Origin of the sequence: Rhodoblastus acidophilus (assembly GCF_009720655.1) — a bacterium.
GTDB lineage: Bacteria > Pseudomonadota > Alphaproteobacteria > Rhizobiales > Beijerinckiaceae > Rhodoblastus > Rhodoblastus acidophilus_A.
Genome location: NZ_WNKS01000004.1, coordinates 48,857 through 72,188, shown reverse-complemented (window position 1 = coordinate 72,188; position 23,332 = coordinate 48,857). Strand labels below are relative to the sequence as shown.

The 23,332-nt window shown below is 64.8% G+C and carries 23 protein-coding genes; 11 read left to right on the top strand and 12 right to left on the bottom strand.

All coding sequences use genetic code 11. From position 1 onward, the window contains the following. Positions 1-159 precede the first annotated feature (159 nt). Together GJ654_RS06580 and aroB are read right to left on the bottom strand one after the other, a co-directional pair. Positions 160-1,461, bottom strand: coding sequence for an HlyC/CorC family transporter (locus tag GJ654_RS06580; RefSeq protein WP_155445348.1), 1,302 nt, complete (start codon positions 1,459-1,461; stop codon positions 160-162). A gap of 6 nt (positions 1,462-1,467) precedes the next feature. Beyond that, the gene (gene aroB, locus GJ654_RS06575) at positions 1,468-3,228 is read right to left on the bottom strand and encodes a 3-dehydroquinate synthase (protein WP_155445347.1); all 1,761 of its coding nucleotides are present in this window, start codon (positions 3,226-3,228) and stop codon (positions 1,468-1,470) included. A 79-nt stretch (positions 3,229-3,307) separates the two neighbouring features. Here aroB and GJ654_RS06570 point away from each other — a divergent pair, with 79 nt between their 5' ends. Then, positions 3,308-3,451: a histidine kinase gene (locus GJ654_RS06570; RefSeq protein WP_155445346.1), complete on the top strand. Its 144-nt coding sequence runs from the start codon at positions 3,308-3,310 to the stop codon at positions 3,449-3,451. Continuing rightward, the gene (locus tag GJ654_RS06565) at positions 3,448-4,395 is read left to right on the top strand and encodes a tyrosine recombinase (protein WP_264586157.1); all 948 of its coding nucleotides are present in this window, start codon (positions 3,448-3,450) and stop codon (positions 4,393-4,395) included. Before GJ654_RS06570 ends, GJ654_RS06565 begins: the two co-directional genes overlap by 4 nt. A gap of 117 nt (positions 4,396-4,512) precedes the next feature. On the opposite strand, the gene metW is transcribed toward GJ654_RS06565, so the two are convergent. Beyond that, a complete protein-coding gene (metW, locus tag GJ654_RS06560) occupies positions 4,513-5,136 on the bottom strand; it encodes a methionine biosynthesis protein MetW (protein WP_155445345.1) in 624 nt (207 codons plus the stop codon). Next, positions 5,133-6,296, bottom strand: a complete 1,164-nt coding sequence (gene metX / locus GJ654_RS06555; protein WP_281406390.1) for a homoserine O-acetyltransferase MetX — start codon at positions 6,294-6,296, stop codon at positions 5,133-5,135. The genes metW and metX overlap by 4 nt, the downstream gene beginning before the upstream one ends. Before the next feature lie 154 nt (positions 6,297-6,450). On the opposite strand from metX, the gene GJ654_RS06550 reads away from it, so the two are divergent. Further along, on the top strand, positions 6,451-7,287 hold the full coding sequence (locus GJ654_RS06550; RefSeq protein ID WP_155445344.1) for a chorismate mutase: 837 nt from the start codon (positions 6,451-6,453) through the stop codon (positions 7,285-7,287). 98 nt (positions 7,288-7,385) lie between these two features. Here GJ654_RS06550 and GJ654_RS06545 read toward each other — a convergent pair whose 3' ends face one another. From GJ654_RS06545 to ftsE, 5 genes are all read right to left on the bottom strand, one after another. Then, on the bottom strand, positions 7,386-8,411 hold the full coding sequence (locus tag GJ654_RS06545; protein ID WP_155445343.1) for a DUF2125 domain-containing protein: 1,026 nt from the start codon (positions 8,409-8,411) through the stop codon (positions 7,386-7,388). A 68-nt stretch (positions 8,412-8,479) separates the two neighbouring features. After that, the gene (locus tag GJ654_RS06540; protein WP_155445342.1) at positions 8,480-8,848 is read right to left on the bottom strand and encodes a hypothetical protein; all 369 of its coding nucleotides are present in this window, start codon (positions 8,846-8,848) and stop codon (positions 8,480-8,482) included. 57 nt (positions 8,849-8,905) lie between these two features. Further along, positions 8,906-9,679 carry a lysophospholipid acyltransferase family protein gene (locus tag GJ654_RS06535; protein WP_155445341.1) on the bottom strand — a complete coding sequence of 258 codons (774 nt, stop codon included), beginning with the start codon at positions 9,677-9,679 and terminating at the stop codon, positions 8,906-8,908. Between the two features lie 54 nt (positions 9,680-9,733). Then, positions 9,734-10,678, bottom strand: coding sequence for a cell division protein FtsX (locus tag GJ654_RS06530; protein ID WP_155445340.1), 945 nt, complete (start codon positions 10,676-10,678; stop codon positions 9,734-9,736). 7 nt (positions 10,679-10,685) lie between these two features. Then, positions 10,686-11,348 (bottom strand): cell division ATP-binding protein FtsE, encoded by a 663-nt coding sequence (ftsE, locus tag GJ654_RS06525; protein WP_155445339.1) that lies wholly within the window; start codon positions 11,346-11,348, stop codon positions 10,686-10,688. A 110-nt stretch (positions 11,349-11,458) separates the two neighbouring features. On the opposite strand from ftsE, the gene GJ654_RS06520 reads away from it, so the two are divergent. Together GJ654_RS06520 and hpt are read left to right on the top strand one after the other, a co-directional pair. Beyond that, positions 11,459-11,992 carry an FxLYD domain-containing protein gene (locus tag GJ654_RS06520; protein WP_196305454.1) on the top strand — a complete coding sequence of 178 codons (534 nt, stop codon included), beginning with the start codon at positions 11,459-11,461 and terminating at the stop codon, positions 11,990-11,992. Beyond that, entirely contained in the window at positions 11,989-12,513 is a 525-nt protein-coding gene (gene hpt, locus GJ654_RS06515; protein WP_155445337.1) for a hypoxanthine phosphoribosyltransferase, read from the top strand. Before GJ654_RS06520 ends, hpt begins: the two co-directional genes overlap by 4 nt. A gap of 1 nt (position 12,514) precedes the next feature. On the opposite strand, the gene thpR is transcribed toward hpt, so the two are convergent. Both thpR and GJ654_RS06505 read right to left on the bottom strand, forming a co-directional pair. Beyond that, complete coding sequence (gene thpR, locus GJ654_RS06510; RefSeq protein ID WP_155445336.1) at positions 12,515-13,060, bottom strand: RNA 2',3'-cyclic phosphodiesterase; 546 nt, start codon at positions 13,058-13,060, stop codon at positions 12,515-12,517. Between the two features lies 1 nt (position 13,061). Continuing rightward, the gene (locus GJ654_RS06505) at positions 13,062-13,664 is read right to left on the bottom strand and encodes an arylesterase (RefSeq protein WP_155445335.1); all 603 of its coding nucleotides are present in this window, start codon (positions 13,662-13,664) and stop codon (positions 13,062-13,064) included. 108 nt (positions 13,665-13,772) lie between these two features. Between GJ654_RS06505 and GJ654_RS06500 the strand changes: the two genes are divergently transcribed. From GJ654_RS06500 to GJ654_RS06490, 3 genes are all read left to right on the top strand, one after another. After that, positions 13,773-14,471 (top strand): ABC transporter ATP-binding protein, encoded by a 699-nt coding sequence (locus tag GJ654_RS06500; protein WP_155445334.1) that lies wholly within the window; start codon positions 13,773-13,775, stop codon positions 14,469-14,471. Then, complete coding sequence (locus GJ654_RS06495) at positions 14,464-16,989, top strand: ABC transporter permease (protein WP_246664637.1); 2,526 nt, start codon at positions 14,464-14,466, stop codon at positions 16,987-16,989. Before GJ654_RS06500 ends, GJ654_RS06495 begins: the two co-directional genes overlap by 8 nt. A 136-nt stretch (positions 16,990-17,125) precedes the next feature. Then, entirely contained in the window at positions 17,126-17,899 is a 774-nt protein-coding gene (locus GJ654_RS06490; protein ID WP_155445332.1) for a Bax inhibitor-1/YccA family protein, read from the top strand. Between the two features lie 133 nt (positions 17,900-18,032). On the opposite strand, the gene efp is transcribed toward GJ654_RS06490, so the two are convergent. Beyond that, positions 18,033-18,602, bottom strand: a complete 570-nt coding sequence (gene efp / locus GJ654_RS06485) for an elongation factor P (RefSeq protein ID WP_264586156.1) — start codon at positions 18,600-18,602, stop codon at positions 18,033-18,035. A gap of 143 nt (positions 18,603-18,745) precedes the next feature. On the opposite strand from efp, the gene epmA reads away from it, so the two are divergent. The 3 genes from epmA to GJ654_RS06470 are packed head-to-tail and all read left to right on the top strand — an operon-like array spanning position 18,746 to position 23,324. Beyond that, positions 18,746-19,777 carry an EF-P lysine aminoacylase EpmA gene (gene epmA, locus GJ654_RS06480; protein WP_155445330.1) on the top strand — a complete coding sequence of 344 codons (1,032 nt, stop codon included), beginning with the start codon at positions 18,746-18,748 and terminating at the stop codon, positions 19,775-19,777. Beyond that, positions 19,774-20,859, top strand: coding sequence for a lysine-2,3-aminomutase-like protein (locus GJ654_RS06475; protein ID WP_155445329.1), 1,086 nt, complete (start codon positions 19,774-19,776; stop codon positions 20,857-20,859). Before epmA ends, GJ654_RS06475 begins: the two co-directional genes overlap by 4 nt. Next, positions 20,856-23,324 (top strand): DUF3772 domain-containing protein, encoded by a 2,469-nt coding sequence (locus GJ654_RS06470; RefSeq protein WP_155445328.1) that lies wholly within the window; start codon positions 20,856-20,858, stop codon positions 23,322-23,324. The genes GJ654_RS06475 and GJ654_RS06470 overlap by 4 nt, the downstream gene beginning before the upstream one ends. The last annotated feature ends 8 nt before the right edge of the window (positions 23,325-23,332 follow it).

The following is a 23,332-nucleotide window of genomic DNA, read 5'->3' as shown; positions in this document are numbered from 1 at the left end:
AAGCGGCCGCTTCGTCGCGCTGGCAAATTACGGTTCTGGAACAAGCAATTAGGGTAAGTCTTGCGCACAAAAATGTTTCACGTGGAACCATATGGTGAACAAGATCTTGCGGTCGCTGCGTTTTCACCTTTGATCGTGACATTACAAACTTCGCAGCGCCTACTTCCGCGCCTCCGACGCGGGCGGCGTGAGCCGCATCAGCGTGATCCGGTTCTTCTGCTTGCGCAAAACCTCGAAGCGAAAGCGGTGAAATAAAAACTGCTGGCCCTGGTCGGGAATCGTTCGCGCCTCGTGGATCACCAGGCCGGCGATGGTGGTCGCCTCCTCGTCCGGCAATTCCCAGCCCATGAAGCGGTTGAGGTCGCGGATCGGCACGGAGCCCTCGACCAGCACGGAGCCGTCGGGCTGGCGGCGCACGCCGATCATGGCGACGTCGTGCTCGTCGCGGATGTCGCCTACGATCTCTTCCAAAATGTCTTCGAGGGTCACAAGGCCCTGCACGTCGCCATATTCGTCCACCACCAGGGCGAAATGGGTCTTCCGCTTGCGAAAGGCTTGCAGTTGCTCCTCAAGCTGGGTGGTCTCCGGCACGAACCAGGGCGCGGCGATAATGGGGTCGAGCTTGACCTTGTCGATCTCGCAGCCGGATTCCGCGAGCGCCCGCAGGAAATCGCGGGCGTGCAGCACGCCGACGATATTGTCCGGTTGCTCCCGCCACAGCGGCAGGCGGGTGTAGGGCGAGTTGACCACGTCGTTCAAAATGTCCGCCGGCGCGGCGTCCGCATCGATGGTCAGCATTTTGGTGCGGTGGACCATCACGTCGGAGACGGTCAGCTCCTTGAGGTCGAGCAGGCCGCCGAACATGTCGCGGTCGTCCTTGTCGACGCCGCCTTCCCTGTGCATCAGGTCGACGGCGCTTTTCAGCTCCTCCTGCGGGGTCAGCAGGTTTTTGACGTGCCCGGGCCGCAGCCCCGCAAGATGGAGCACGCCGCGCACGATGAGTTCGACGACGAACAGAACGGGGCCGAAGGCCACGACGAAAAACGCGGTGATCCGCGCCACCGCCAGGGAAAAGGCGTCGGGATAGGTGATCGCCACGGTTTTGGGCATGACTTCGGCGAAGATCAGCAGCAGCACGGTCATCGACGCCGTGGCGTAGATCGCGCCCTCGGGTCCGAACACCGCCACCAGCACCGTGGTGAGAAAGGCGGAGGCGCCGATGTTGACCATCGTGTTGCCGAGCAGCATGGCGCCGATGAGGCGGTCGCGCCCGGAGAGCAGCCGCAGCACGATTTTCGCACGGGCGTCCCCCTGCTTCTCCAGGGCGTGCATGCGAGCGCGCGACGCCGCCGTCATCGCCGTCTCGGAGGCCGCGAACAGCGCCGACAGCAACAGGCAGGCCAAAAGGATCGCGGCGGCGACCCAGATGTTCACCGGCAGGGTTTCGCCCGCGCCATGCATGGAAAATCAGTCTCCGTTTCGCAATTCGTCGTCCAAAAAAACGCGGACTTTCGCCACATCGACATTCTTGGCGATGAAGCTTTGCCCGATGTCCCGGGCGAGGATGAAGGTGAGCGCGCCGCGCTTGACTTTCTTGTCCTGGGCCATGGCGTTGAGGATTTCGTCGACGTCGCAAGGCTCGGACGACAAAGCCTGCGGGATGCGTGTCGGCAGGCCGACGGCGCGCAGGTGCGCCTCGACCCGCTCGGCGGCCTCCGGCGGACAGAAACCTTCGCGCGCCGAAAAGCGGAAGGCGCAGGCCATGCCGACCGCCACGCCCTCGCCATGGACGAGGCGGGTCGAATCATAGCCGACGATCTTTTCGAGCGCGTGACCAAAGGTGTGGCCGAGGTTGAGCAGCGCGCGATCGCCCTGCTCGGTTTCGTCGCGTGCGACCACCGCCGCCTTGGCCTCGCAGGACACGGCGATGGCGTGCTCCAGTTCGGGGCCCCGCGCGAAAACCGCGGGCCAGTGGCGCTCCAGCCAAGCGAAGAAATCGGGGCGGTCGATCAGGCCGTATTTGACCACTTCCGCGTAGCCGGCGGCGAATTCGCGCGGCGGCAGCGTGGCGAGGCTGCCGGTGTCGGCGAGCACCAGCGAGGGCTGGTGGAAGGCGCCGATCAGATTTTTGCCGTGCGCGGAATTGATCCCGGTCTTGCCGCCGACGGACGAATCGACCTGCGACAGCACGGTGGTCGGAATCTGCACGAAATTCATGCCGCGCCGCAGGCTCGCGGCGGCGAAGCCGGTGAGATCGCCCATCACGCCACCGCCGAGCGCGACCAGCAGGTCGCCGCGCTCCATGCGCGCGTCCAGCGCGGCTTCGCAAAGCTGTTGGAAATGCGCAAAATCCTTGGTTGATTCGCCAGGCGTCAGGATCAGGCGGCTGTGGCGCACGCCGGCGGCGTCGAGGCTGGCTTCGAGCGGCGCCAGCCAGAGCGCGCCGACATGGGCGTCGGTGACGATGAACACGCTCGCGCCCGGCGCGAGCTGGGCGATGCGCGCCCCGGCCGTGGCGATCAGGTCGGGACCGATCAGGATGTCGTAGGACCGGTCGCCGAGCGCGACGGGCACGCGCGCCGCCGCAGGTGGAAGAACAAGCGTATTCATGTCGGCTGAAAATTCTCCTTGCCTGGCCAGATGCGCGTCGAGCGCCTGCATGATCTCCTCGACGATGATTTCGTGCGGGGCGTCGCGCGATTGGGCGGCGATGTCGGCTTCAGCGTAAACGGGATAGCGCTGGTCGATGAGACGGCGCATCACGCCCTCGGGATCGTCATTTTGCAGTAGGGGCCGGGTGGGCCGCTTGCGCACGCGGCGCATCAGCACGCCGAATTCGGCCTGCAGCCAGATGGAGACGGCGCGCTCGCGGATCAGTTCGCGGGTTCGCGGGTCGATGAACGCGCCGCCGCCAGTGGCGATGACGCGCTCGCCTTCGCCAATCAGCCGCGCCAGCACGCGCCGCTCGCCGTCGCGAAAATAGGGTTCGCCGTGGGAGGCGAAGATTTCGGAGATGGTGAGGCGGTGGGCCGCCTCGATTTCGTGGTCGGAATCGACGAAGACGAGGTTGAGGCGCTGCGCCAGGCGCTTGCCAATGGAGGTCTTGCCCGAGCCCATCATGCCCACGAGCACGAGAGGACGGCCGGCGAGCGCGGCGACGATTTTTTCCGCAAGCAAATCCCTCGCCGGCGGCGCTTCCGGCGTCGGGGCGATGACTTGATCCGACATAGTCGCTATGTACTATCACGCCACGTCGCTGAAAATAAGCGGCGGCGGCGTGAAATCTTTCTCAGGGATTGCCCGCGACATGCCCAGCCTCATGCGCCTCCTGTTCTTCGTCGGCCTGTTCTGCGGCGTGATTTTCGTCGCTGCGGCGGCCCTCGTCGCCTTCGTCGAGCCGGCCCCGCGCGAAATGAGCCAGCCCGTCAAGCCGGAGCTGTTGAACAAGTGAGGGCGGGGTCCGCCTTGCTCGCGGATTTTTTGGCGTCGCTCGCCGCCGAGCGCGGCGCGGCGAAGAACACGCTGGATGCATACCGCCGCGACCTCGCCGACTATCTGGCGCATCTCGCGGCGCGCAAACGCAATCCGCTGGACGCAACCACGCAGGACATCCGCGACCATCTGGCGGCGCTGGCGCAGGCCGAGTTGACGCCGTCCTCCACCGCGCGCAAACTTTCGGCGATTCGCCAGTTCCACCGTTTCCTCGCCGCCGAGGAACAGCGCGCGGACGACCCCGCCGCCCTGCTCGAAGGGCCGCGCCAGGGGCGCGGCCTGCCCAAAATCTTGAGCGTCGAGCAAGTCGACCGGCTGCTCCGGGTCGCTCGAGAGGGGCTTGAGGATCCCGCGCGCCCCAAACGCGAGGTGTTGCGCGCCCGGCGCGCCGCCTGCTTGTTGGAAGTGCTCTACGCCTCGGGTTTGCGCGTTTCGGAACTGGTGTCGCTGCCGCTGTCCGCCGCCCGGGTGGCGGAGCAGAAAGGCGGCTTTCTCACCATCAAGGGCAAGGGCGGGCGCGAAAGGCTGGCGCCGCTCACGCCCGCCGCATGCGACGCGCTGATCGCCTATCGCAAGCTGCTGCTGGAGCTGCACCCGGGAGCGGCTCAGCAAAAATGGCTGTTCCCGTCCGAAGGCGAGAGCGGCCACCTGACCCGTCAGGTTTTCGCGCGAGAATTGAAATTCCTGGCGGCGGCGGCCGGGTTGCCGACGGCCAAGGTCAGCCCTCACGTGCTGCGTCACGCCTTCGCCAGTCATCTGCTACAAAACGGTGCCGATCTGCGCATCGTGCAGGAACTTCTGGGGCACGCGGACATCGCCACGACGCAGATTTACACCCATTTGCTCGACGAGCGCCTGAACGCGATGGTGCGCGACCTGCACCCCCTGAACGATGGCGGCTAGAGCGTTTTCACGTTTCATGGAAACATGAAAAAGCTCTCGATTTTTGTTTTGACGCATTGTCTTCACGCGAACCGGCATCCACTTCGCTTGAAACTCTAGCGAAAGAACCTGCGCGGCCTAAGCCCGCTTGCGCTCCAGCAGGAACATGGCCTGCTCGCCGAGCAGGTTCCACACCCACCAGGGGCCGTCGAAGCGCATCTGCGCGCCTTCTCGGTCGAGCGCCATCGCCCTGACGATCCGCGCCTCCACCATTTCGGCGAGCGAGACGAAGTCCTGGATCGAGCAGAAGTGGATGTTGGGCGTTTCGTACCAGGCGTAAGTCAGGTTCGAGGTCACCGGCATGCGGCCGCGCGCGGCGATCTGCCAGCGGATGCGCCAATGGCCGAAATTCGGGAAGGAGACGATGGCGCGCTTGCCAATGCGCAGCATTTGTTCGAGCACATGCCTCGGGTTGCGCGTCGCCTGGAGGGTCTGCGAGAGAATCACATAATCAAATCCGTCGGTCGGGTAGTCGGCGAGGTCGATGTCGGCGTCGCCCTGCACCACGGACAGACCTTTGGCGACGCAATCGTTGACGCCCTTCTGGGATATCTCCATCCCCCGCGCGTCGACCCCTCTGGTGTCCGCCAAAAGGCGCAGCAATTCTCCGTCGCCGCAGCCGACGTCGAGCACGCGGGCGCCCGTCTCCACCATACTGGCGACAAGCAGCAGGTCGATGCGGGTCGCAGGCTTCGCATTCATGTGTCCAGCCCCCGGGCGCGCGCCGCCCCCGCCAGAAAGCCGCGCGTGGTGGCGATAAAGTCCGTCTCGTCGAGCAGGAAGGCGTCGTGGCCCTTGTCGGTCTCGATCTCGACGAAGGAAACGGAGGCGGCGGCGGCGTTGAGCGCATGGACGATCACGCGCGATTCCGCCGTTGTGTAGAGCCAGTCCGAGGTGAACGAGACCACGCAGAACCGCGTCGGCGAATTCATGAAGGCCGCCGCGAGAGAGCCGCCGTAATCCTGTGCGAGATCAAAATAGTCGCAGGCGCGGGTGACATAGAGGTAGGAATTGGCGTCGAAGCGGTCGACGAAGGTCGAGCCCTGATGGCGCAGATAGTTTTCCACCTGGAAATCGGCGTCGAACGAAAAGGTTTTTTCCGTACGGTTCTGCAGTTTCCGGCCGAACTTACGCTGCAACGCTTCTTCCGAAAGGTAGGTGATGTGGGCGGCCATGCGCGCCACCGCCAAACCTTTTGCCGGACGCACGCCCTCTTCGAGATAGCGCCCGCCGCGCCAGTCCGGGTCGGCCATCACCGCCTGGCGCCCGACTTCGTGAAAGGCGATGTTTTGCGCGGAATGGCGCGCGGCCGCCGCAATGATCATCACGGAGAAAACTCTGTCCGGGAACAGGGCCGCCCATTGCAACGCCTGCATTCCGCCCATCGAGCCGCCGGCGACACAGAACAGGGTTTCGATACCCAGCCGCTGCACCAGCATGGCCTGAGCGCGAACCATGTCGGCGATGGTCACCACGGGCAGGTCGAGCCCATAGGGTTTTCCGGTTGCCGGGTTCAGCGAAGCCGGTCCTGTCGTGCCCATGCAGCCGCCGAGCACGTTGGAGCAGATGATGAAATATTTATCAGTATCGATGGGCTTGCCGGGACCGACCAGAGCCGACCACCAGCCCGGCTTTCCCGTGATCGGATGGACGCTGGCGACATGCTGGTCGCCGGTCAGCGCGTGGCAAAGCAGGATTGCGTTCGATTTGTCGGCGTTCAGCCGTCCATAGGTTTGGTAAGCGATGCTGAACGGGGCGAGCATCACCCCGGCCGACATGGCGAGCGGCTGCGAAGCGTCGAAATGCGCAATAGGGCTTTGCGGGCTGTGCGCCTCGGCGTGGCTGGTAAAGGTTTCAGTCAAATCGGCCTGCCCTGTTCGCTTTTCCGAACGAACCGTTTTTTATATAGGATAACGACATGACGACGGTCAAGCGAAGCGTCGCGGGCATTTGCCAGAATGGTTTCCCCGCCTATACAGGGATTCGCGCGAGATAAAAGTCGAGGACGCCCTTTCCATGAGCGAGACCAAAGCCGAAGGCCTGTCTGACCTTCGGGCCGAAATCGACCGGATCGACAGAGAAATGCATGCGCTGCTGATGGAGCGCGGCGAGATCATCGACAGACTTATCGCGGTCAAGGCCCAGCAGGGCGGCGGATCCGCGTTCCGGCCCGGGCGCGAGGCCGACATGATGCGCGAGATCGCCTCGCGGCACCACGGCCGGCTGCCGCTCGACACGGTCGAGAGCATCTGGCGCGTGATCATTTCGACCTTCACCTATGTGCAGTCGAATTATTCGGTTCATGCCGACCTCTCCGGCGGCGATTCGGCCATGCGCGATTCCGCGCGCTTCCACTTTGGTTTTACCGTTCCCCTGGTTGGCCATGCGACGCCAGCCGGGGTGATTGCGGCTGTGGCGGGCTCGCAGCGGCCGGACGGCGGCGGCGACCTCGGCATGATCCGCGCCGGTTTTCACGCCGAGGACGACCGATGGTGGGAGCGGCTCGCCGCCGCCGACGCGCCGAAAATCATCGCACGCCTTCCTTTTGTCGAGCGTCCGGGCCATCCCGCGGGCACGCCGGTCTTCATCATTTCCAATCCGCTCGCCGAAGCCGCCGCGACGGACGTCGCGCTGTATTCCGCGCGGGGGAGGGCCGCGCCAGATGTCAGCGGCTGGGGGGGGCTGGGCTGCGAGATTCTTGGCCAGAGCGAGGGAGACGGTTTTTCGCTGCTGCTGTCGGTCCCTGGCGACTGGACCGTTGAGCGCCTGAAAAAGCTGCCGGGCGGCGCTGCGCTGGAAACCATCTCCTGGATCGGCAGCCATGCAGAGCGTTTCGCGCTTTCTCCCGGCTAGAGCTTTTTCACGTTTCATGGAAACATGAAAAAGCTCTCGATTCTTGTTTTGACGCATGTTCTTCACGCGAACCGGCATCCACTTCGCTTGAAAATGCTCTAATAAAGCGGAGCCAAGGCCCCAACCCGCAAGGGTCCGACAAAAACGCCGCCCTGCGCAAGACGCAGGGTCAAGGGGATGCTGTCGTCCTTGGCCTCGGTGGAGGGCGCGGGTCGGCCTCCCAAGAGCGCGCCCAGAAGCGCGCCGGCCGCGTCCGGCGCGAGCGGCAGGCCGAACCTCGCCGCGAGGGCGCCCGCGCCGCGCGCCTTGATGTTGAGCGTTCCCGCCAGCCGGCGCGCGTCGTCGAGCCCGAGCGCGCCGTCGAATTGGGCGCTCAGAGCGCCCCAACGCCATTCGCCCTTGTCGATGCGCGCCGTTCCCTGCGCTTGACGCCAATCCTCAAGGGTTTGCCGCCAATCGTCATTGGGCGGCAGCAGCGGATAAAGGTCGCCGGAGACCGCGATGGCGCTGGGCGCCGAGTTCCCCAGCAGGTTTTGAAGAAGCGGCGCGGTCACGCCATCGACGCTGGCCTCGACCCGCAGCGAATCGACGCCGTCCCGCGAAGAAGGGTGAGCGGAAAAGCGCAGCGCTTGCACGTTGAACGCTGGGCCGGCTTGGAAAACCTCGGGACGCCAGTCGAGCGCGTGGCCGTTCACCGTCGCCTCGGTCAGCCCGCGCGCATCGTCCCAGACAAACTCAAGAGTCGCGCCGTCGTGGCGCAGCTTGGCGACGCCGCCCTTTGCATTGCGCAAGACGGCGGGGCTGGAAAAGCTCAGGGTGATGTGGTCGGGTGACCACAGGTTGGCCACGCCCTTGACCTCGTCATCAACGAAGACCAAGGCGTCCGCGTCCCCCGAAAAGGGCGCCTGGAGAGACTTGCAGGTCAGCTTGAGCCGGAAGGGAAAGCCTCCGATTTCGCTGGCGCCGCAGAAATCCGCGAGCGAGGCGCCATTGAAGGCGGGCTGATGCAAATAGTCGCCGAGCCTCTTGGCCCCGTACAACCATCCGAAGCAGACGCCGAGCGCGACGATGGCGGCGAAGCCGAGCAGAACGCGCAACGCAAGACGTGACAGAACGGCGGCCATGGGTCCCTCGCGGCGGAATCGAACAGCGCTCTTTCTGCCAATTTTGCGCGCAAAAGTCTGCCTGTTTGTCAGATCGTGAAAATCGGCGCCGGCCGCAGGTCGGACGCCGTGGCCGCGCGATCTCCTTCGGTTTCAGCGAGGAGGTGAACGTGAAAAGCGCTCGCGCCGCAGCTGCGCGCCCGCCGCGCCCACAGAGGAAAATCATCGCCGTCGGTGCGTGGCAGAAACACGAAGGCGATCGCCGCCCCCGAAAAACTCGGGCGCACGGCGGCGACCACCGCCCGGCCGCAATCGAACGCCGGTTCTTCCGTGATGGGATGAATCGAACAGATATAGCGTCGTCCGGAACGGCCGCTCCAGGAGCAAAACAAGGATTCCAGCACGGTTGCGCGCAGGGCGGCGAGGGGGCGGCTGGACTGGTGAGCGGCAGGGGTCATTTTGTTCTCATGGGCGATGCGTCATGAGAATAAAAAAAGAACAAAATAGGAATAAAGTCAAGCCACGTTCGGAGCCGCTTCCCTGGGCGCGAGATTGACCGCCAGTCCGGGATTTTCCGCAAGGGCCTCGGCGATCAGACGGTCGCTCGCCTCTTCAATGGCTTGCTGGAGTCTGGGCAGGAACTCTTGGATTGGCAATCCCGGCGGGATCGCCGGCAAAAATTCGATGACGATCGTGCCGGGATACCGCATGAATTTTCTGCGCGGCCAGAACAAGCCGGAATTGAGCGCCACGGGAACGCAGGGCGCGTCTTCCGCTCCGTAGAGATGGGCGACGCCGGCCTTGTAGTGCGGCGGCGCGCCGGCCGGACGGCGCGTGCCCTCCGGGAAGATGAAGATGGCGCGCCCCTCGGCGAGGGCGACGCGCGCATCGGCGACCAGTTGCTTCAGCGCGGCGGAGCGGCTCTTGCGGTCGATGGCGATCTGGTCGGCGCGCACCAGATATTGGCCGAACAGCGGCAGCCAGGTGAGTTCGCGCTTGAGAATGTAGGTAAAGTCGCGCAACTGCGTGCACAGCGCAAAGGTTTCCCAGGCGGACTGGTGCTTGGCGGCGATGATGCAGCCTTCGCGAAGCAGGTTTTCCTTGCCGCGAAATTCCACCTTCGTTCCGCAAATCATTTCCATCAGCCAGAGCGACGACCAGCCCCAGTAATGCGCCAATCGGATGATGCTGAGCCGGCCGAAGAACATTGTGGGCAGCCCGAGGACCAGCAGGACCGCGAGGTTGACGTAGAAAGCGATGTTGAAGACGAGCGAGCGCAGGAAAAGCATGGCGCCTGTTGTGCCGCACCGCATACGGATTGCAAGCGTTTTTCCGAACATGCGTCAATTGAGCTGGCGCAGGCTGCGCAGCACGATGATTCGCGACATCAGCGCCGTCAGCGCCGCCACCCCCAGCGACAGCGCGGCGATGGCCGCCAAGCCGTTCCATCCCAGCGCGAAGGCGCCGAACATGGCCTCGGCCTGCTCGCCCCCCGCCGTGGCGGTCCAATGCCGCGACATCGCGCCGAGCGCCAGAAAAAGGCTTGTCGCAGCGCAACCACCGAGCACGCCGCCGCGCAGGCCAAGGCGGAGAAAGTGACGCTGGAATTCGGCGGCGATGAACGAATCGGCCGCGCCGACGTAATGCAGCGCCTGGATGATTTCCTTCGCGCCGGCCATGGCGCCGCGTGTGGCGAAGCCGACCGCCAGCCCCATGGCGGTGAGCACCAGCGCGAACACGCCGAGCGCGCTCGCCACAACCACATCGGCCATGCTGGTCAGTCGCTGCATCCAGACGCCGTGATTGTCGAGATTGGCGTTGGGCAGGGCGGCGTCCAGCGCCGAGCGCAGGCCGATTTCGTCGAGAGGTTTTGTTTCGTCGCGCCGCAGCGTGATCAGGCGAGGCACGGGCAACTGGCCGAGATCGACGCCGGCGCCGAGCCAGGGCGCGAGCAATTCCTCGGACTGCGATTTGCTGAGCGGCCGCGCGTCGCTCAGGCCGGCAAAATTGCTCGTAATCTCGACCGCCTTGCGCGAATCGGCGTCGAGATCGCGGCCGGGACGCGGCATGATCTGAATGGTCATTTCCACGCCAACCTGCCCACGCCATTCGTGCGAGGCCTGCGTCAGCAGCAAGGCGAAGCCAGCGGTGAGCGCCGCCAGGAACGTCATGATGGCGATGACCACGGCCAGGGCCGCGCCGGCCACCGACGAGGCCGGCACCAGCGGCGTCGCCGCCCAGTTTTCCTCGGGAGCGGCGTCATCGCGGTGGAGCGGGAAACTCACCATGGCCGCCTCAATCGTAGATGTGCAGACGGCCGTCGCCGAGCACGAGCCGGCGCGCTCCGTCGAACTGGTCCATCAGGTTGAGATCGTGGGTGGCGATCACCACGGATGTGCCGGACTTGTGCAATTCCTGGAACAGCCGCAGCAGGCGTCGCGCCATCACCGGATCGACATTGCCGGTCGGTTCGTCGGCGAGCAGCAGTTCCGGCTGCATGATCAGGGCGCGGGCGATGGCCGCGCGCTGCTTCTCGCCGCCTGAAAGCACCGGCGGATAGGCGTGGAGCCGCTCGCCAAGTCCAACCCAGTCCATCAGTTCCAACACCTCCGCGCGGTAGGAGGCCTCGTCCTTGCCGAGCACGCGCAACGGCAGGGCGACGTTTTGGTAGGTGGTGAGATGGTCAAGCAGCCGAAAATCCTGGAACACCACGCCGACCTTGCGCCGCAAACGCGTCACCGCGCTCTTGTCGAGTGCGGCGGAATCCTCGCCGAACAAAGTGATGAGGCCGCGCGTTGGACGCAGCGACAGCAGGATGAGCCGCAAGAGCGTGGTCTTGCCTGCGCCCGACGGCCCCGTGAGGAACTGAAAGGATTGTGGCGCAATGTCGAAGCTGAGGTCGCGTAAAATTTCCGCGCCCATCCCATAGCGGAGACCGACATTTTCGAACCGGACCAAATTTCGCTCCCCGATGGCGCCGCTTGCGCGAATCAGCTCGTTAACGTGCCATTAACCATAGCAGCACAGGAATGACAGACGAGGATTCCCACAAGATAATGGAGCGCGCCATGACTTCCGCCCCGCTTGCGCGTGATTTTCGCCCGGTGGCGCGCGCGCGGGCCGACCGCGCGCCGCGCCCGGCGTTTCCCGCCGCGCCCGTCGACCGGAAACGGCGATTTGGCGTTCTGGGCTGGGGAATAAGCCTGCTCGCGACCTGGGGACTTCTGATTGGCGGACGCGCGCAGATCGTCCGCGTGCTTCCCGCGGCCGCGCCGGTCTATGCGGCGCTGGGCCTGAAGGTCAATCTGCGCCACATGGAGGTGTTCGGGGTCAACGCCAAGCTGGTGGAGGAGGAGGGGCGCAAGATCCTACTGGTCGAAGGCCAGATCAAGAACACGGGCGCGGCCGCGCGGACGCCGCCGCGCATGCGGCTGGCGATCGAGGATGCAAATGGCCGCGAGATCTATTTCTGGACGGCGGCGCCGCCAAAATCCCGGCTCAACCCTGGCGAGAACGCCTATTTTCGCGCCCGTCTCGCCGCGCCGCCCGAGGAAGGGAAGGATGTGCGCGTGCGCTTCGCCCCCGACGCGAGCGCCACATGAGTCTCGACATCCTGTTCAGCGAGGCTGAAATCGGCGCCCGGGTGGAGGCCATGGGCTATGAGGTCGCCGAGGCTTTGCCTGAACGCCTGCTCGCCGTCCCCATCATGACGGGCGCCTTTATCTTCGCCGCCGACCTGCTTCGCGCGCTGTATCGCGCTGGCGTCGAGCCGGAGGTCGATTTCTTCCAGGTCGCCTCCTACGGCAAGGGGACGACATCATCGGGGAAAGTCGAGCTGTTGCGCGAGGTCCAGGCCGACGTGACCGGGCGCGACGTGCTTCTGATCGACGATATTCTGGAGTCCGGCCGCACCCTGACTTACGCGAAAGAAGTCTTGATCGAGCGGGGTGCTCGCCGGGTGTTGATCGCCGTGGCCTTGGAAAAACCGCACAAGCTCGCGGTGGAGATCGCCGCCGATTTTGTCGGCTTTCAGTGTCCTGACAGATTCGTCATCGGCTACGGCATGGATTACGCCGGAAAATATCGGGAATTGCCGTTTATCGGGGCGCTGGATCAGGTTTAATTCAGGCGAACGGATAATCCGCTTCCACCCGGTACGGCCCGCCGCCAACCGAATCGCGCGACGAAAACAAGACAAACCGCTCCGCCTCGAATTTGAGCGCCAGCGGAAAGGCCCTTTCGCTCAGCCACGCGCCGACATCGCGCGCGGAAACGCCGCGCAGCCGCGCCAGCGTCACATGCGGCGCGAATTTGCGCGTTTCCGGTTTTAGGCCATTGCGCCGCGCCAACGATTCATGGGCGCTCGCCAGCCGCCCCAGCAGGGCGTCGCTCTTCACTCTTGCGAACAAGGCGCGCGGAAAATCGTTGCCGAACACGCCGATTTCGTCCAGCTCCAGCGCCAATGGGCGGCCTCCCGAAATCCGTTCGGTCTCCGCCAGATCCTCCACCAAAACTTGCGCCACGTGACGGTCCACATCGCCAAAAAACCGCAGGGTGATGTGGTAGTCAGCTGGCTCGATCCAGCGCGCCCCCGCAAGGCCGCCGCGACAAAAGGCCAGCGCGCTGGCGATGGCGGGCGGGATTTCCAGCCCGCTGAACAAACGCGGCATATCAGGGCGCCAGTTTTTTCAACCAGGTTTCCGTCAGCGGCAGGATGCCGGCGACAATGTGCTCGACGCCGGCCTTGCTGGGGTGCAGTCCGTCCGGCAACTGGTTCGGCGCGACCCCGGCGACTCCCTCGAGAAAGAACGGGTAAAGTGGCGCGCCGTATTTCGCTGCGAGCTGCTGGTAGATAGGCTCGAACTGCGCCGCATAGGTTCCGCCGAGATTGGGCGCCGCCCGCATGCCTGCGATGAGGAACGGGATTTTGCGCTCACGCAGCTGAACGAGAATTTCATCAATGTTTTTCTTCGTTCCCGCGGGCTCAAAGCCGCGCAGCATGTCGTTGGCGCCGATTTCGACAATGGCCGCGTCGGCGCCGTCGCCCAGCGTCCAGTCGAGCCGCGCCAGCAGGCCGGCGGAGGTGTCGCCGGAAACCCCGCCGTTGACGATCTCCACATCAAAGCCTTTTTCACGCAGGGCTTTTTGCAGCACGACCGGAAAGGCCTGGTCCGCGGGAAGCCCGAGCCCTGCGGTCAGGCTGTCGCCCAGCACAATGATTTTCGTCGTCTTCGCCAGGACCGGCGCGGCCAGCCCCAACAGAGAGCCGATCATCAGCGTCGCCACAACCAGAACTGGACGAAGCGGGTTGGAGCGCCCATATGCGCCAGACCCCCAGAATTTCCTTCCATGCAACACGCGCAATCCTTTCCGGACCCCTCAATGCCTCAAAGCGCCATAAGCCTTGTCGATGTCAATTTAACGCTCGGAGACGGTGAAGCCAGGGCCCACATCCTGAAAAACGTCTCTCTTGACGTGGCGCGCGGCGAAACGCTCGCCCTGCTCGGTCCCTCCGGCTCCGGAAAATCCTCGTTGCTGATGGTGATGGCGGGCTTGGAGGGGGTGGATTCCGGCGCTGTCGAAATCGCGGGGCGACGGCTCGACCGCATGGGCGAGGATGATCTGGCGCGGTTTCGCGGCGCGCATATCGGCGTGGTGTTCCAGGCGTTTCATCTGGTGCAGACCCTCACGGCTCTGGAGAACGTCGCCCTGCCCCTCGAATTGGCGGGCGTCGCCAACGCTTTTTCGCGCGCGAAAGAAGCCCTTGCGCAGGTGTCGTTGAGCCATCGCGAAAAGCATTATCCGGCGCAAATGTCGGGCGGCGAGCAGCAGCGCGTGGCGCTGGCCCGCGCGCTGGTCGTCAAGCCCGACATTCTTTTCGCCGATGAGCCGACCGGCAATCTCGATTCCGCCGTTGGCGCCGAGATCGTCGAACTGATGTTCGCGCTCAACCGCGCGCATGGCTCGACGCTGGTGCTCGTGACCCATGACGAACGTCTGGCTGCGCGCTGCACCCGCATCGTCCGGCTGCGCAACGGCGCCGTCGAGACCGACACCCAGCCGGAATTGCAGAATGCCTAAGCTTTTTCGCTTCGCCCTTCGCGACCTGCGCGGCGGCTTGCGTTCGTTCGGCGTGTTCATCGCCTGTATCGCGCTCGGCGTCATGGCGCTGGCCGCCGTCGCCGGCGGGTCGCGCGCCATGCGCGACGGGTTGGCTAACCAGGGCGCGGTGATCATCGGCGGCGATCTCAGTTTTTCGCGGGCGCAAGGGTCGCCGGCTGACGAACACCGCGCCGACCTCGCGGAAAAAGGGCGTTTGAGCGAAATCGTCACGCTACGCTCGATGGCGCGGCGCGCGGACTCCAGCCAGGCGACCTTGGCCGAACTGAAAAGTGTGGACGGCGCTTATCCGCTGGTCGGCGCGTTGCAAACCGAGCCGCAAGCGCCGCTCGCCGAGCTGCTGGCGCGCCGGCAACAAGGGTTTGGCGTCGCCGTCGATCCGCAACTCGGGGCGCGGCTGAAACTTTCGCTCGGCGACACGTTTTTCATTGGCGACGCGCGTTTCGTCGTCGCCGCCTGGCTGCGCCGCGAGCCGGATGCGCTAGGCGCGTTCACCTTCGCGCCGCATGTGCTGCTGTCGCCCGAAGCTTTGGCCGCGAGCGGTCTCATAAAGCCCGGATCACTGACGCGCGCCTCGCTTCGCCTGCTCCTGCCCGGCGCCGATGACGCGCGGGTCGAGGCGGTGAAAAAGGAGTTTTCCGCGCGTTTCCCGGATTCCGGCTACGAAATTCGCAGCCGCGCCGATCCGTCGCCGCAGCTGTCGCGCAACATCGAGCGCTTCGCCCAGTTCATCACCCTGATCGGCTTGACCGCGCTTGTCTGCGGCGGCGTCGGCGTCGCCAATGCGGTGCGCGCGCTCATCGACCGCAAGCGCAATACCCTCGCCATTCTCAAAGCGCTCGGCGCCAGCGGCGGCGAGGCCGCAGGCTTTGTGCTGATCCAGGTCCTGATTGTGGCTTTCGTCGCGGCGCTCGCGGGCGCGGCGGCGGGGCTGGCGCTGCCGGCGCTGCTGCTCAACGTTTTCGGCGACACCCTGCCGTTCCCCATCGCGCCGGCGCTCCATCCCTTCGACGGGCTCTATGCGCTGGGTTTTGGTCTTCTGATCGCGCTGACGTTCGCGGCTGCGCCGCTCCAGGAGGCGCGCGCCCTGCCGGTGACCCAATTGCTGCGCGACAACGCCATGCGAACGGGCGGTTCCAGTCGGCGCGGGCTGGCTTTGGCGGCGCTGGGCGGGGCGACCCTCATCGCCTTCGCCGTGCTGACCTCCGGCGACACAAAGTTGACGTTGCAATTCGGAGCGGGCGTGCTGGCGAGTTTCGGCCTGCTCTATGGCGTCGCCCGTCTGGTGATGGCCCTGGCGCGACGCGCGCCGCATGTCGGACGGATCACCTTGCGGCTGGCCGTGGCCAATCTCCACCGCCCCGGCGCGCTCACCCCCTCATTCCTTTTGTCGCTGGGTCTCGGCGTGACCCTTCTCACCGCCCTTATGGGCATAGAGCACAATTTGCGCGCCGAGATCGGCGAGTCCTTGCCAAAGGACTCGCCAAATTATTTCTTCGTCGACGTGCAGAAGGCAGAAGCCGAGGCGTTTGAGAAATTTCTGCACGCCGAGGCGCCGGACGGACAGATCGCCAGCGCGCCCATGCTGCGGGGCCGCATCACGCGCGTCAAAGGCGTTCCGGCCGAGCAGGTCACGCCCAGCGATAAGGCGCGGTGGGCGCTTGAAGGCGACCGGGGGATCACCTTCGCCAGCACGCTGCCGCAGAACTCGCGGGTGGTCGCCGGCGAATTTTGGCAGGCGGACTATCGCGGCCCGCCGCTGGTGTCGATGGAGGTAGAGGTCGCGCGCGGCCTCGGTCTCGACGTTGGCGACGAAATCGCCGTCAGCGTGCTCGGACGAAACGTCACGGCAAAAATCGCCAACTTGCGAAAAGTGAACTGGCGTTCGTTCGGCATCAATTTCGTCCTGGTGTTTTCCCCGCACGTGTTCGAGGGCGCGCCGTTCACCGCTCTGATGACGCTTACGTCGCCCGAAAAGCCGACCCCGGCGCGCGAGGCGGCGCTTCTGGGGGCGGCGGCGAAGCAATTCCCCTCCGTGGTCGGCGTCTCCCTGCGCGAAACCCTCGCGACGCTCGACGACATTCTGGGAAAACTGGCGATCGCCACTCGCGCCGCCGCCTCGCTCGCCTTCATCGTTTCCGCTCTGGTGCTCGCCGGGGCGCTGGCGGCGGGGCAGCGGGCGCGGCTCTATGAGGCGGTGGTGCTGAAAACGCTGGGCGCGACCCGTGCAAAACTGCTTTCGGCGCTGACGCTGGAATTTTCCCTGCTGGGCTTGGTCACCGCCGTGTTTGGCCTCATGGCGGGCGGGCTTGCGGCCTGGCTGGTGACAACCAAAATGCTCGACGCGCCCTTCGTGCTGTTTCCGATGCAGGCGGCGCTGGTGGCGGGCGGCGCAACGCTGTTCGCCATCGTCGCGGGATTGCTGGGCACGGCCCGCGCGCTGGGGGAAAAACCGGCGCGCTGGCTGCGGCAGGAGTAGCTGGATGAACAAAATGTAATCCGGCTGCGAGACCTTGGGCGCTTGTCTTTTCAGGGGCCTGCGCTCATATTTTTTGCTGAGCCGCGCCGTGTCCGGATTGTCCTGAGACGGCAGAGCGGTGTGTAACGAGGAATTCATGTCAAACTTTGACCGCAACGCCGCTCCGTGGAGCCGGAGCTATGCTCGGACGGGCGCCGACGTCGATCAAGGTCTGCGCGCCTTCATGCTTGGTGTTTACAACAACATGGCGATCGGCCTTGCGCTGACCGGCCTGGTGGCGCTCGGAACAAACATGCTGACCGTCTCGGCGGTCCCCACGGCCTATCACGTCGGCAAGCTCTATCTCACCGACGCGGGCGCCGCGCTTTATCTCTCGCCGCTGCGCTGGGTCGTGATGTTCGCCCCGCTCGCCTTCGTGCTGTTCTTCTCCTTCAAGATCGGCTCGATGGCCGCCAGTTCGGCGCGCACGCTCTTCTTCGCCTTTGCGGCGGTGATGGGCCTGTCGCTGTCGTCGATCCTGCTGGTCTACACGGGCGCCTCCGTGGCGCGCGCCTTCTTCATCACCGCGGCCACCTTCGGCGGTTTGAGCCTTTATGGCTACACCACCAAGAAGGACCTTGGTCCGATGGCCTCGTTCATGATCATGGGCCTGATCGGCGTGCTGATCGCCGGCCTCGTGAACATCTTCGTGCAGAGCGCGGCCTTCCAGTTCGGCCTGTCGATCTTGTCGGTGCTGATCTTTGCCGGCCTGACCGCCTATGACACCCAGGCGATCAAGTCGATGTATTTCGAGAGCGACGGCTACGAAGTCGCCACCAAGAAGTCGATCAATGGCGCGCTCATGCTCTATCTCGACTTCATCAACATCTTCACCTCCCTGATCCAGCTCACGGGCCAGCGGAACGACTGAAGCAGCCAAGACACCCCAACGACACGACAACGAAGCCCCGCCCCGGCGGGGCTTCAATTTTTGAGGCATGACGCCTAATATAAAAGGCCGGGGCGAATGACCCCGGCCTTTTCAGTTCCGAACGTTGCGCGCTTCAGTCTTTGGCGCGCTCGACATAGGTATTGTCCTCGGTGAGGACGACGATGCGGGCGCCGACGCCGATGTGCGGCGGCACCATGACGCGCAGGCCGTTGTTCATCTTCGCCGGCTTGTACGAAGACGAAGCGGTCTGGCCCTTCACCACCGGCTCGGTCTCCATCACTTCGAGCGTGACGCGGGCAGGGAGCTGGATCGCGACGGCCGTTCCGTTGAAGATCGACAGGATGCACTTCATGCCTTCCTGGAGATAGGCGGACTGTTCGCCGATCACGTCCTGCGGCACGATGACCTGCTCGTAATTGTCATCGTTCATGAAAGTGTAGCCGTCGCCGTCGGCGTACAGATACGAATAGTTCATGTCCTCGACATGGGCGCGCTCGACTTGTTCGGTGGTCTTGTAGCGCACGGAGGTCTTGTTGCCGTCGGAGAGGCGGCGCATGTCGATCTGCGTCGTCGGCGTGCCCTTGCCCGGAAAGAAGCTTTCGGCGCTCAGCACGACATAGAGATTGCCGTCCTCGTGCTCGATGATATTGCCCTTGCGGACGTTGCTGGCGATGATCCTCACGTGTGGCTTCCTTGGCGAGCGACGGCGGACCTGCGGTTGATGGAACGGGCCGTCGGGTCTATGGACCTTTGAATAGCGGCGACACCTATACGCATCCCGCGCCGCAATGCCAATCATTTGTCGCAAACGCCAAGGAAAACCGCATGCGCCGGCAGAATCCCTTCTGGGGCGAAGATTTTCACGCCGGCCGCCGGCCTCGACTCCTGCAGCGTGCGCGCATCGTTGCGGCGCTGCGCGCCTTCTTTGCCGAACGCGATTTCTTGGAAATCGAGCCCTCCGCCTTGCAGATCTCGCCCGGCAACGAGACCCACATCGCCGGTTTCGCCACGCAATTTTCCGCGCCCGGCGGCGTCTCGCAAAAACTCTATCTGCATTCGTCGCCGGAATTCGACTGCAAAAAGCTGCTGACCGCCGGCGAAACTCGGATTTTTGCGCTCGCCCATGTCTTTCGCAACGGTGAGCGAACACGACTGCATCATCCCGAATTCACCATGCTCGAATGGTATCGCGCCGGGGCGAATTATCGCGACCTGATCGCCGACTGCGCCGACGTTTTGCAAGTGGCCGCGCGCGCGGCGGGCGCGGAAAAATTCCGGTTCGGCGACAAGACGCTCGATCCTTTCGCGCCGCCGGAGGCTTTGCCGGTGGCCGAAGCGTTTCAAAGCCACGCCGGCATCGACCTGACGAGAGTGTTCGAGGATCGCGACGCTTTTGCCGAGGAAGCGCTGCGGCTGGGCTTGCGCGTCACGCCGGACGACCATTGGTCCGACCTGTTCAGCAAGGTGATGTCCGAAAAAATCGAGCCTCATCTTGGCCAGGGTCGCGCCACGGTCCTCATCGATTATCCCGCGAGCGAGGCGGCGCTGGCGCGCCGAAAACCCTGCGATCCCCGCTTCGCCGAACGCTTCGAGCTTTACGGCTGCGGCGTGGAGCTTGCCAACGCTTTTGGCGAGTTGACCGACGCGGCGGAACAGCGCCGCCGCTTTGCCGCCGACATGGATGAGCGCCGCCGCATCTATGGCGACCCCTATCCGCTCGACGAGGATTTCTTGCAGGCTCTCGCCTTCATGCCGCCCGCGAGCGGCATCGCGCTGGGCCTCGACCGGCTGGTGATGCTGGCCACCCATGCCGAAACCATCGATCAGGTGATTTGGGCGCCGGTGGCGAAGGCATGAGCGACAAGGTTTTCGCGAGGATTGAAGATTTGGTCTCGGCCGGGCTCGTTGAGGCAGGCGATGCGGCCGTCCTGGCGGAGGTCGCGGCGCGCTACAGCGTCGCGCTGCCTGAAACGGTCGCCCGCCTCATCGTGCGCCCAGACGATCCCATCGGCCGCCAGTTCCTGCCTCGCCCCGACGAACTGCGGCTCTTGCCCGAAGAAGACGTCGACCCGATCGGCGATGGCGCCCATCAGGCGGTCAAGGGATTGATCCATCGCTATCCAGACCGCGTGCTCCTCAAACTCACCAGCGTCTGCCCGGTCTATTGCCGCTTCTGTTTTCGCCGCGCCAGCGTCGGCGCGGGAACCGAGGGGGTTTTGGACGACGCGGCGCTCGACGCCGCCTTCGCCTATCTCGCCGAACACAAGGAAATCTGGGAGGTGATTGTCACCGGCGGCGATCCGCTCGCGGTTTCGCCGCGCCGCCTGGCGGCGCTGTCGCGGCGTCTGGCCGCGTTGCCGCACGTCAAAATTCTGCGGTTTCATTCGCGCGTCCCCGTGCTCGCGCCAACGCGGATCACGCCGGAGTTGATCGCGGCGCTCAAGGAGAGCGGCAAGACCGTCTATGTCGCCGTCCACGCCAACCATGTGCGCGAATTCACGCCGGAGGCGCGTGACGCTTGCGCGCGTCTGGCGGATCAGGGCGTCGCGCTGGTGAGCCAGACGGTTTTGCTGCGTGGCGTGAATGACAGTGTGGAAGCCCTTTCAGCGCTGATGCGCGCCTTCGTTGAGATGCGCGTCAAACCGTACTACCTGCATCACGGCGACCTCGCGCCGGGCACATCCCATTTTCGCCTTTCGCTTGAAGAGGGGCAAACGCTGGTTCGGGCTCTGCTGGGGCGCCTGTCAGGCCTTTGCCAGCCGATTTATGTCGTCGACATTCCCGGCGGGCGCGGCAAGGCGCCCGCGGCCTATTTTGAACGCGTGGGTCGCGCCTGGTCGGTCGAAGATTGGCGCGGAATCCGTCATGATTATGCCGATTCGCTCGGGCATGGCGGTGACGCGCCAAAGAACCCGACGCCGCAAGGATCTCAGCTTTGACCCGATGGTTTCTAGCCCTTTTGCTTGTCTTCACCTTGTCAGCGCCCACGCTGGCGGCCCCAAAGCTGCCGGCGCTCTCCGGCAATGCGCCGACTCCCGCTGAAAACGCTCCGCTCGCACCGGCGTCCGAACGGCTCGACGCGGCAAAGGCGGCGCTCGACACGATCACGAAGGCGCTCGCCGCTGACTCGGTTCCCGACGCCGATCTCGCCAGAATGCGCGGGGACATCGATCCGGTGCTGGCGCAAGTGCTCGGCGTCGCCGCCGAGGTCACGCCAAAGCAAGCCGCCGTCAAGCAGAGGCTCGAGCAGCTCGGCCCCGCGCCTGACGCGTCGGACGCCAACGCGCCGTCCGAGGATCCCAAGGTCGCGCAGGACCGCAAGGAGCAGCTCAAACTTCAGTCAACCTTCGACGATCTCGCCAAGCGGGCCAAGCTGCTTCAGGTGCAGGCGGAACAGCTCGCCGAGCAGATTGGCGAACGCCGCCGCGCCCTTTTCGCCAGTTCGGTGTTCCAGGGCGGCGCCAGCATTTTGTCTCCAAGCCTCTGGATCGACGTGGCGAAAGAGGCGCCGGCCGACCTCAGATCGGCCGCTGCGGTCTTCACCGACCTGTTCCACCAGCTTCAACCTGTCATGACCGGCGAGAAGGCGGCGCTCGCGCTCGCCCTGCTGACGCTGATCGTGCTTGCCACCGCCTGGTCCGTTCTCGCTATCGCGCGCCGGTTGCCCAGGGAAACGCCGCACCGCGAACTCAACAATTTGAGGATCAGCGTCGCCGCGCTGTGGAGCGGGCTCGCCATCATGATCCCGCCGCTCGGCGCCGTGGGCGCCCTGATCGCGCTTGTGAATTGGCTGGGGGTCTCGGACCCGCAACTGGTCCCACTCGGCATCGCCGCGCTCGGCGTTGTCATCAAGCTGACGGTGACCGCGGGGATGATCGCGGCGGTCCTCGCGCCGTACCGCGCGGCCTGGCGCCCGATCGACCTGAGCGATCGCGTCGCCCGTCGCCTGTCGCAGCTGATCTTCATCCTGATGGGGGTCGCCGGTTTTGGCAAGCTCGTCGAAGTGCTGGCGGAAACCTCCGGCGCCTCGTTGCAGGTGTCGGTCGCGGCGCGCGGCCTGTTTTCCCTGCTGATCGGACTGATCCTGGCGCGCGGGCTCTATGGGGTCATCCTGTCGCCGGACGCCAGGAACGCGGCCGCCGGCAAGCCTGCGAACATCGCCGAGGAATCGCCGTTCTGGGCGCCGATCCGCTTGTTCTCCTGGTTCGCCACCTTCGCCATCATCGGCGCGGCGCTGCTCGGCTATGTTGCGCTCTCGGCCTTCCTGGTCAATCAGTTGGCCTGGATGGCTTTTGTCGGCGGCGTGCTGTTCCTGTTGCTCAAGCTCACCGACGGCGCCACGGAACAGGCCTTCCGTCCGGCGTCCCGGATGAGCCGCAATCTCACGGCCACGATCGGCATGGGGCGGGAGAGCCTCCAGCAGATCGGCGTCCTGCTCTCGGGACTGTTGACGGTCGCGTTTTCCGCCGCGGCGTTGATTCTGATCATCTTCCCCTGGGGTGTTCAGTCCCATGACATGATCGGCGCCGTGCAATCGGTGTTTTTTGGCGTGAAGATTGGCGATGTCACGATCTCCATGTCGAGCGTCGTGCTGGCGCTGCTGTTCTTCGCCGTGGGTTACGGGCTGACGGGTGCGGTGCGCAACTGGCTGCAAAACCGCTATCTTCCCATCACTCAACTCGACCAGGGCCTGCGCGACGCCATTTCCGCGAGCGTAGGCTATCTCGGCCTCGGCATGTCGCTGGTGCTGTCGCTCGGCTATGTCGGCATCAGCTTCGAAAGACTGGCGTTGGTGGCGGGCGCCCTGTCGGTCGGTATCGGTCTCGGCCTGCAAGGCGTGGTCGCCAATTTCGTCGCGGGCCTGATCATCATGTGGGAGCGGGCCATTCGCGTCGGCGACCTCGTCGTGGTTGGCGGAGAAACGGGCACGGTGCGGCGCATCAACATCCGCGCCACGGAAATCCAGACCCCCGACCGCGCCACCACCATCGTGCCCAACGGCAACATGATCACCGGCGTCGTCAAGAATTTTGTCCGCGAGGATCGTGTCGGCCGGGTGGTGATCCCGGTCCAGGCGGCGTGGGACTCCGATCCGGAACAGGTGCGGGCGCTGCTGGTGGAGACGGCGAAGGAGCACGACGAGGTCGTGCGCTTTCCCGCGCCGCTCGCGCTTTTCGTGAAATTCGGGGCGACGATGCTGGAGTTCGAGCTTTATTGCTTCGTCGAGGATGTCGAACGCGCGGGACGGGTGAAGAGCGACCTGCACTTCGCTATTTTCAAGGCTTTTGCGGAAGCCGGGATCAAGATGACCCCGCCGACGACGCCGGTCCCGCTCGATGTGGCGGCGCTCGAGCCGATTTTGCGCACACTCGCTCCCCCGTCCCGGACGGAAGCGGAAAATTAACGCTTTGC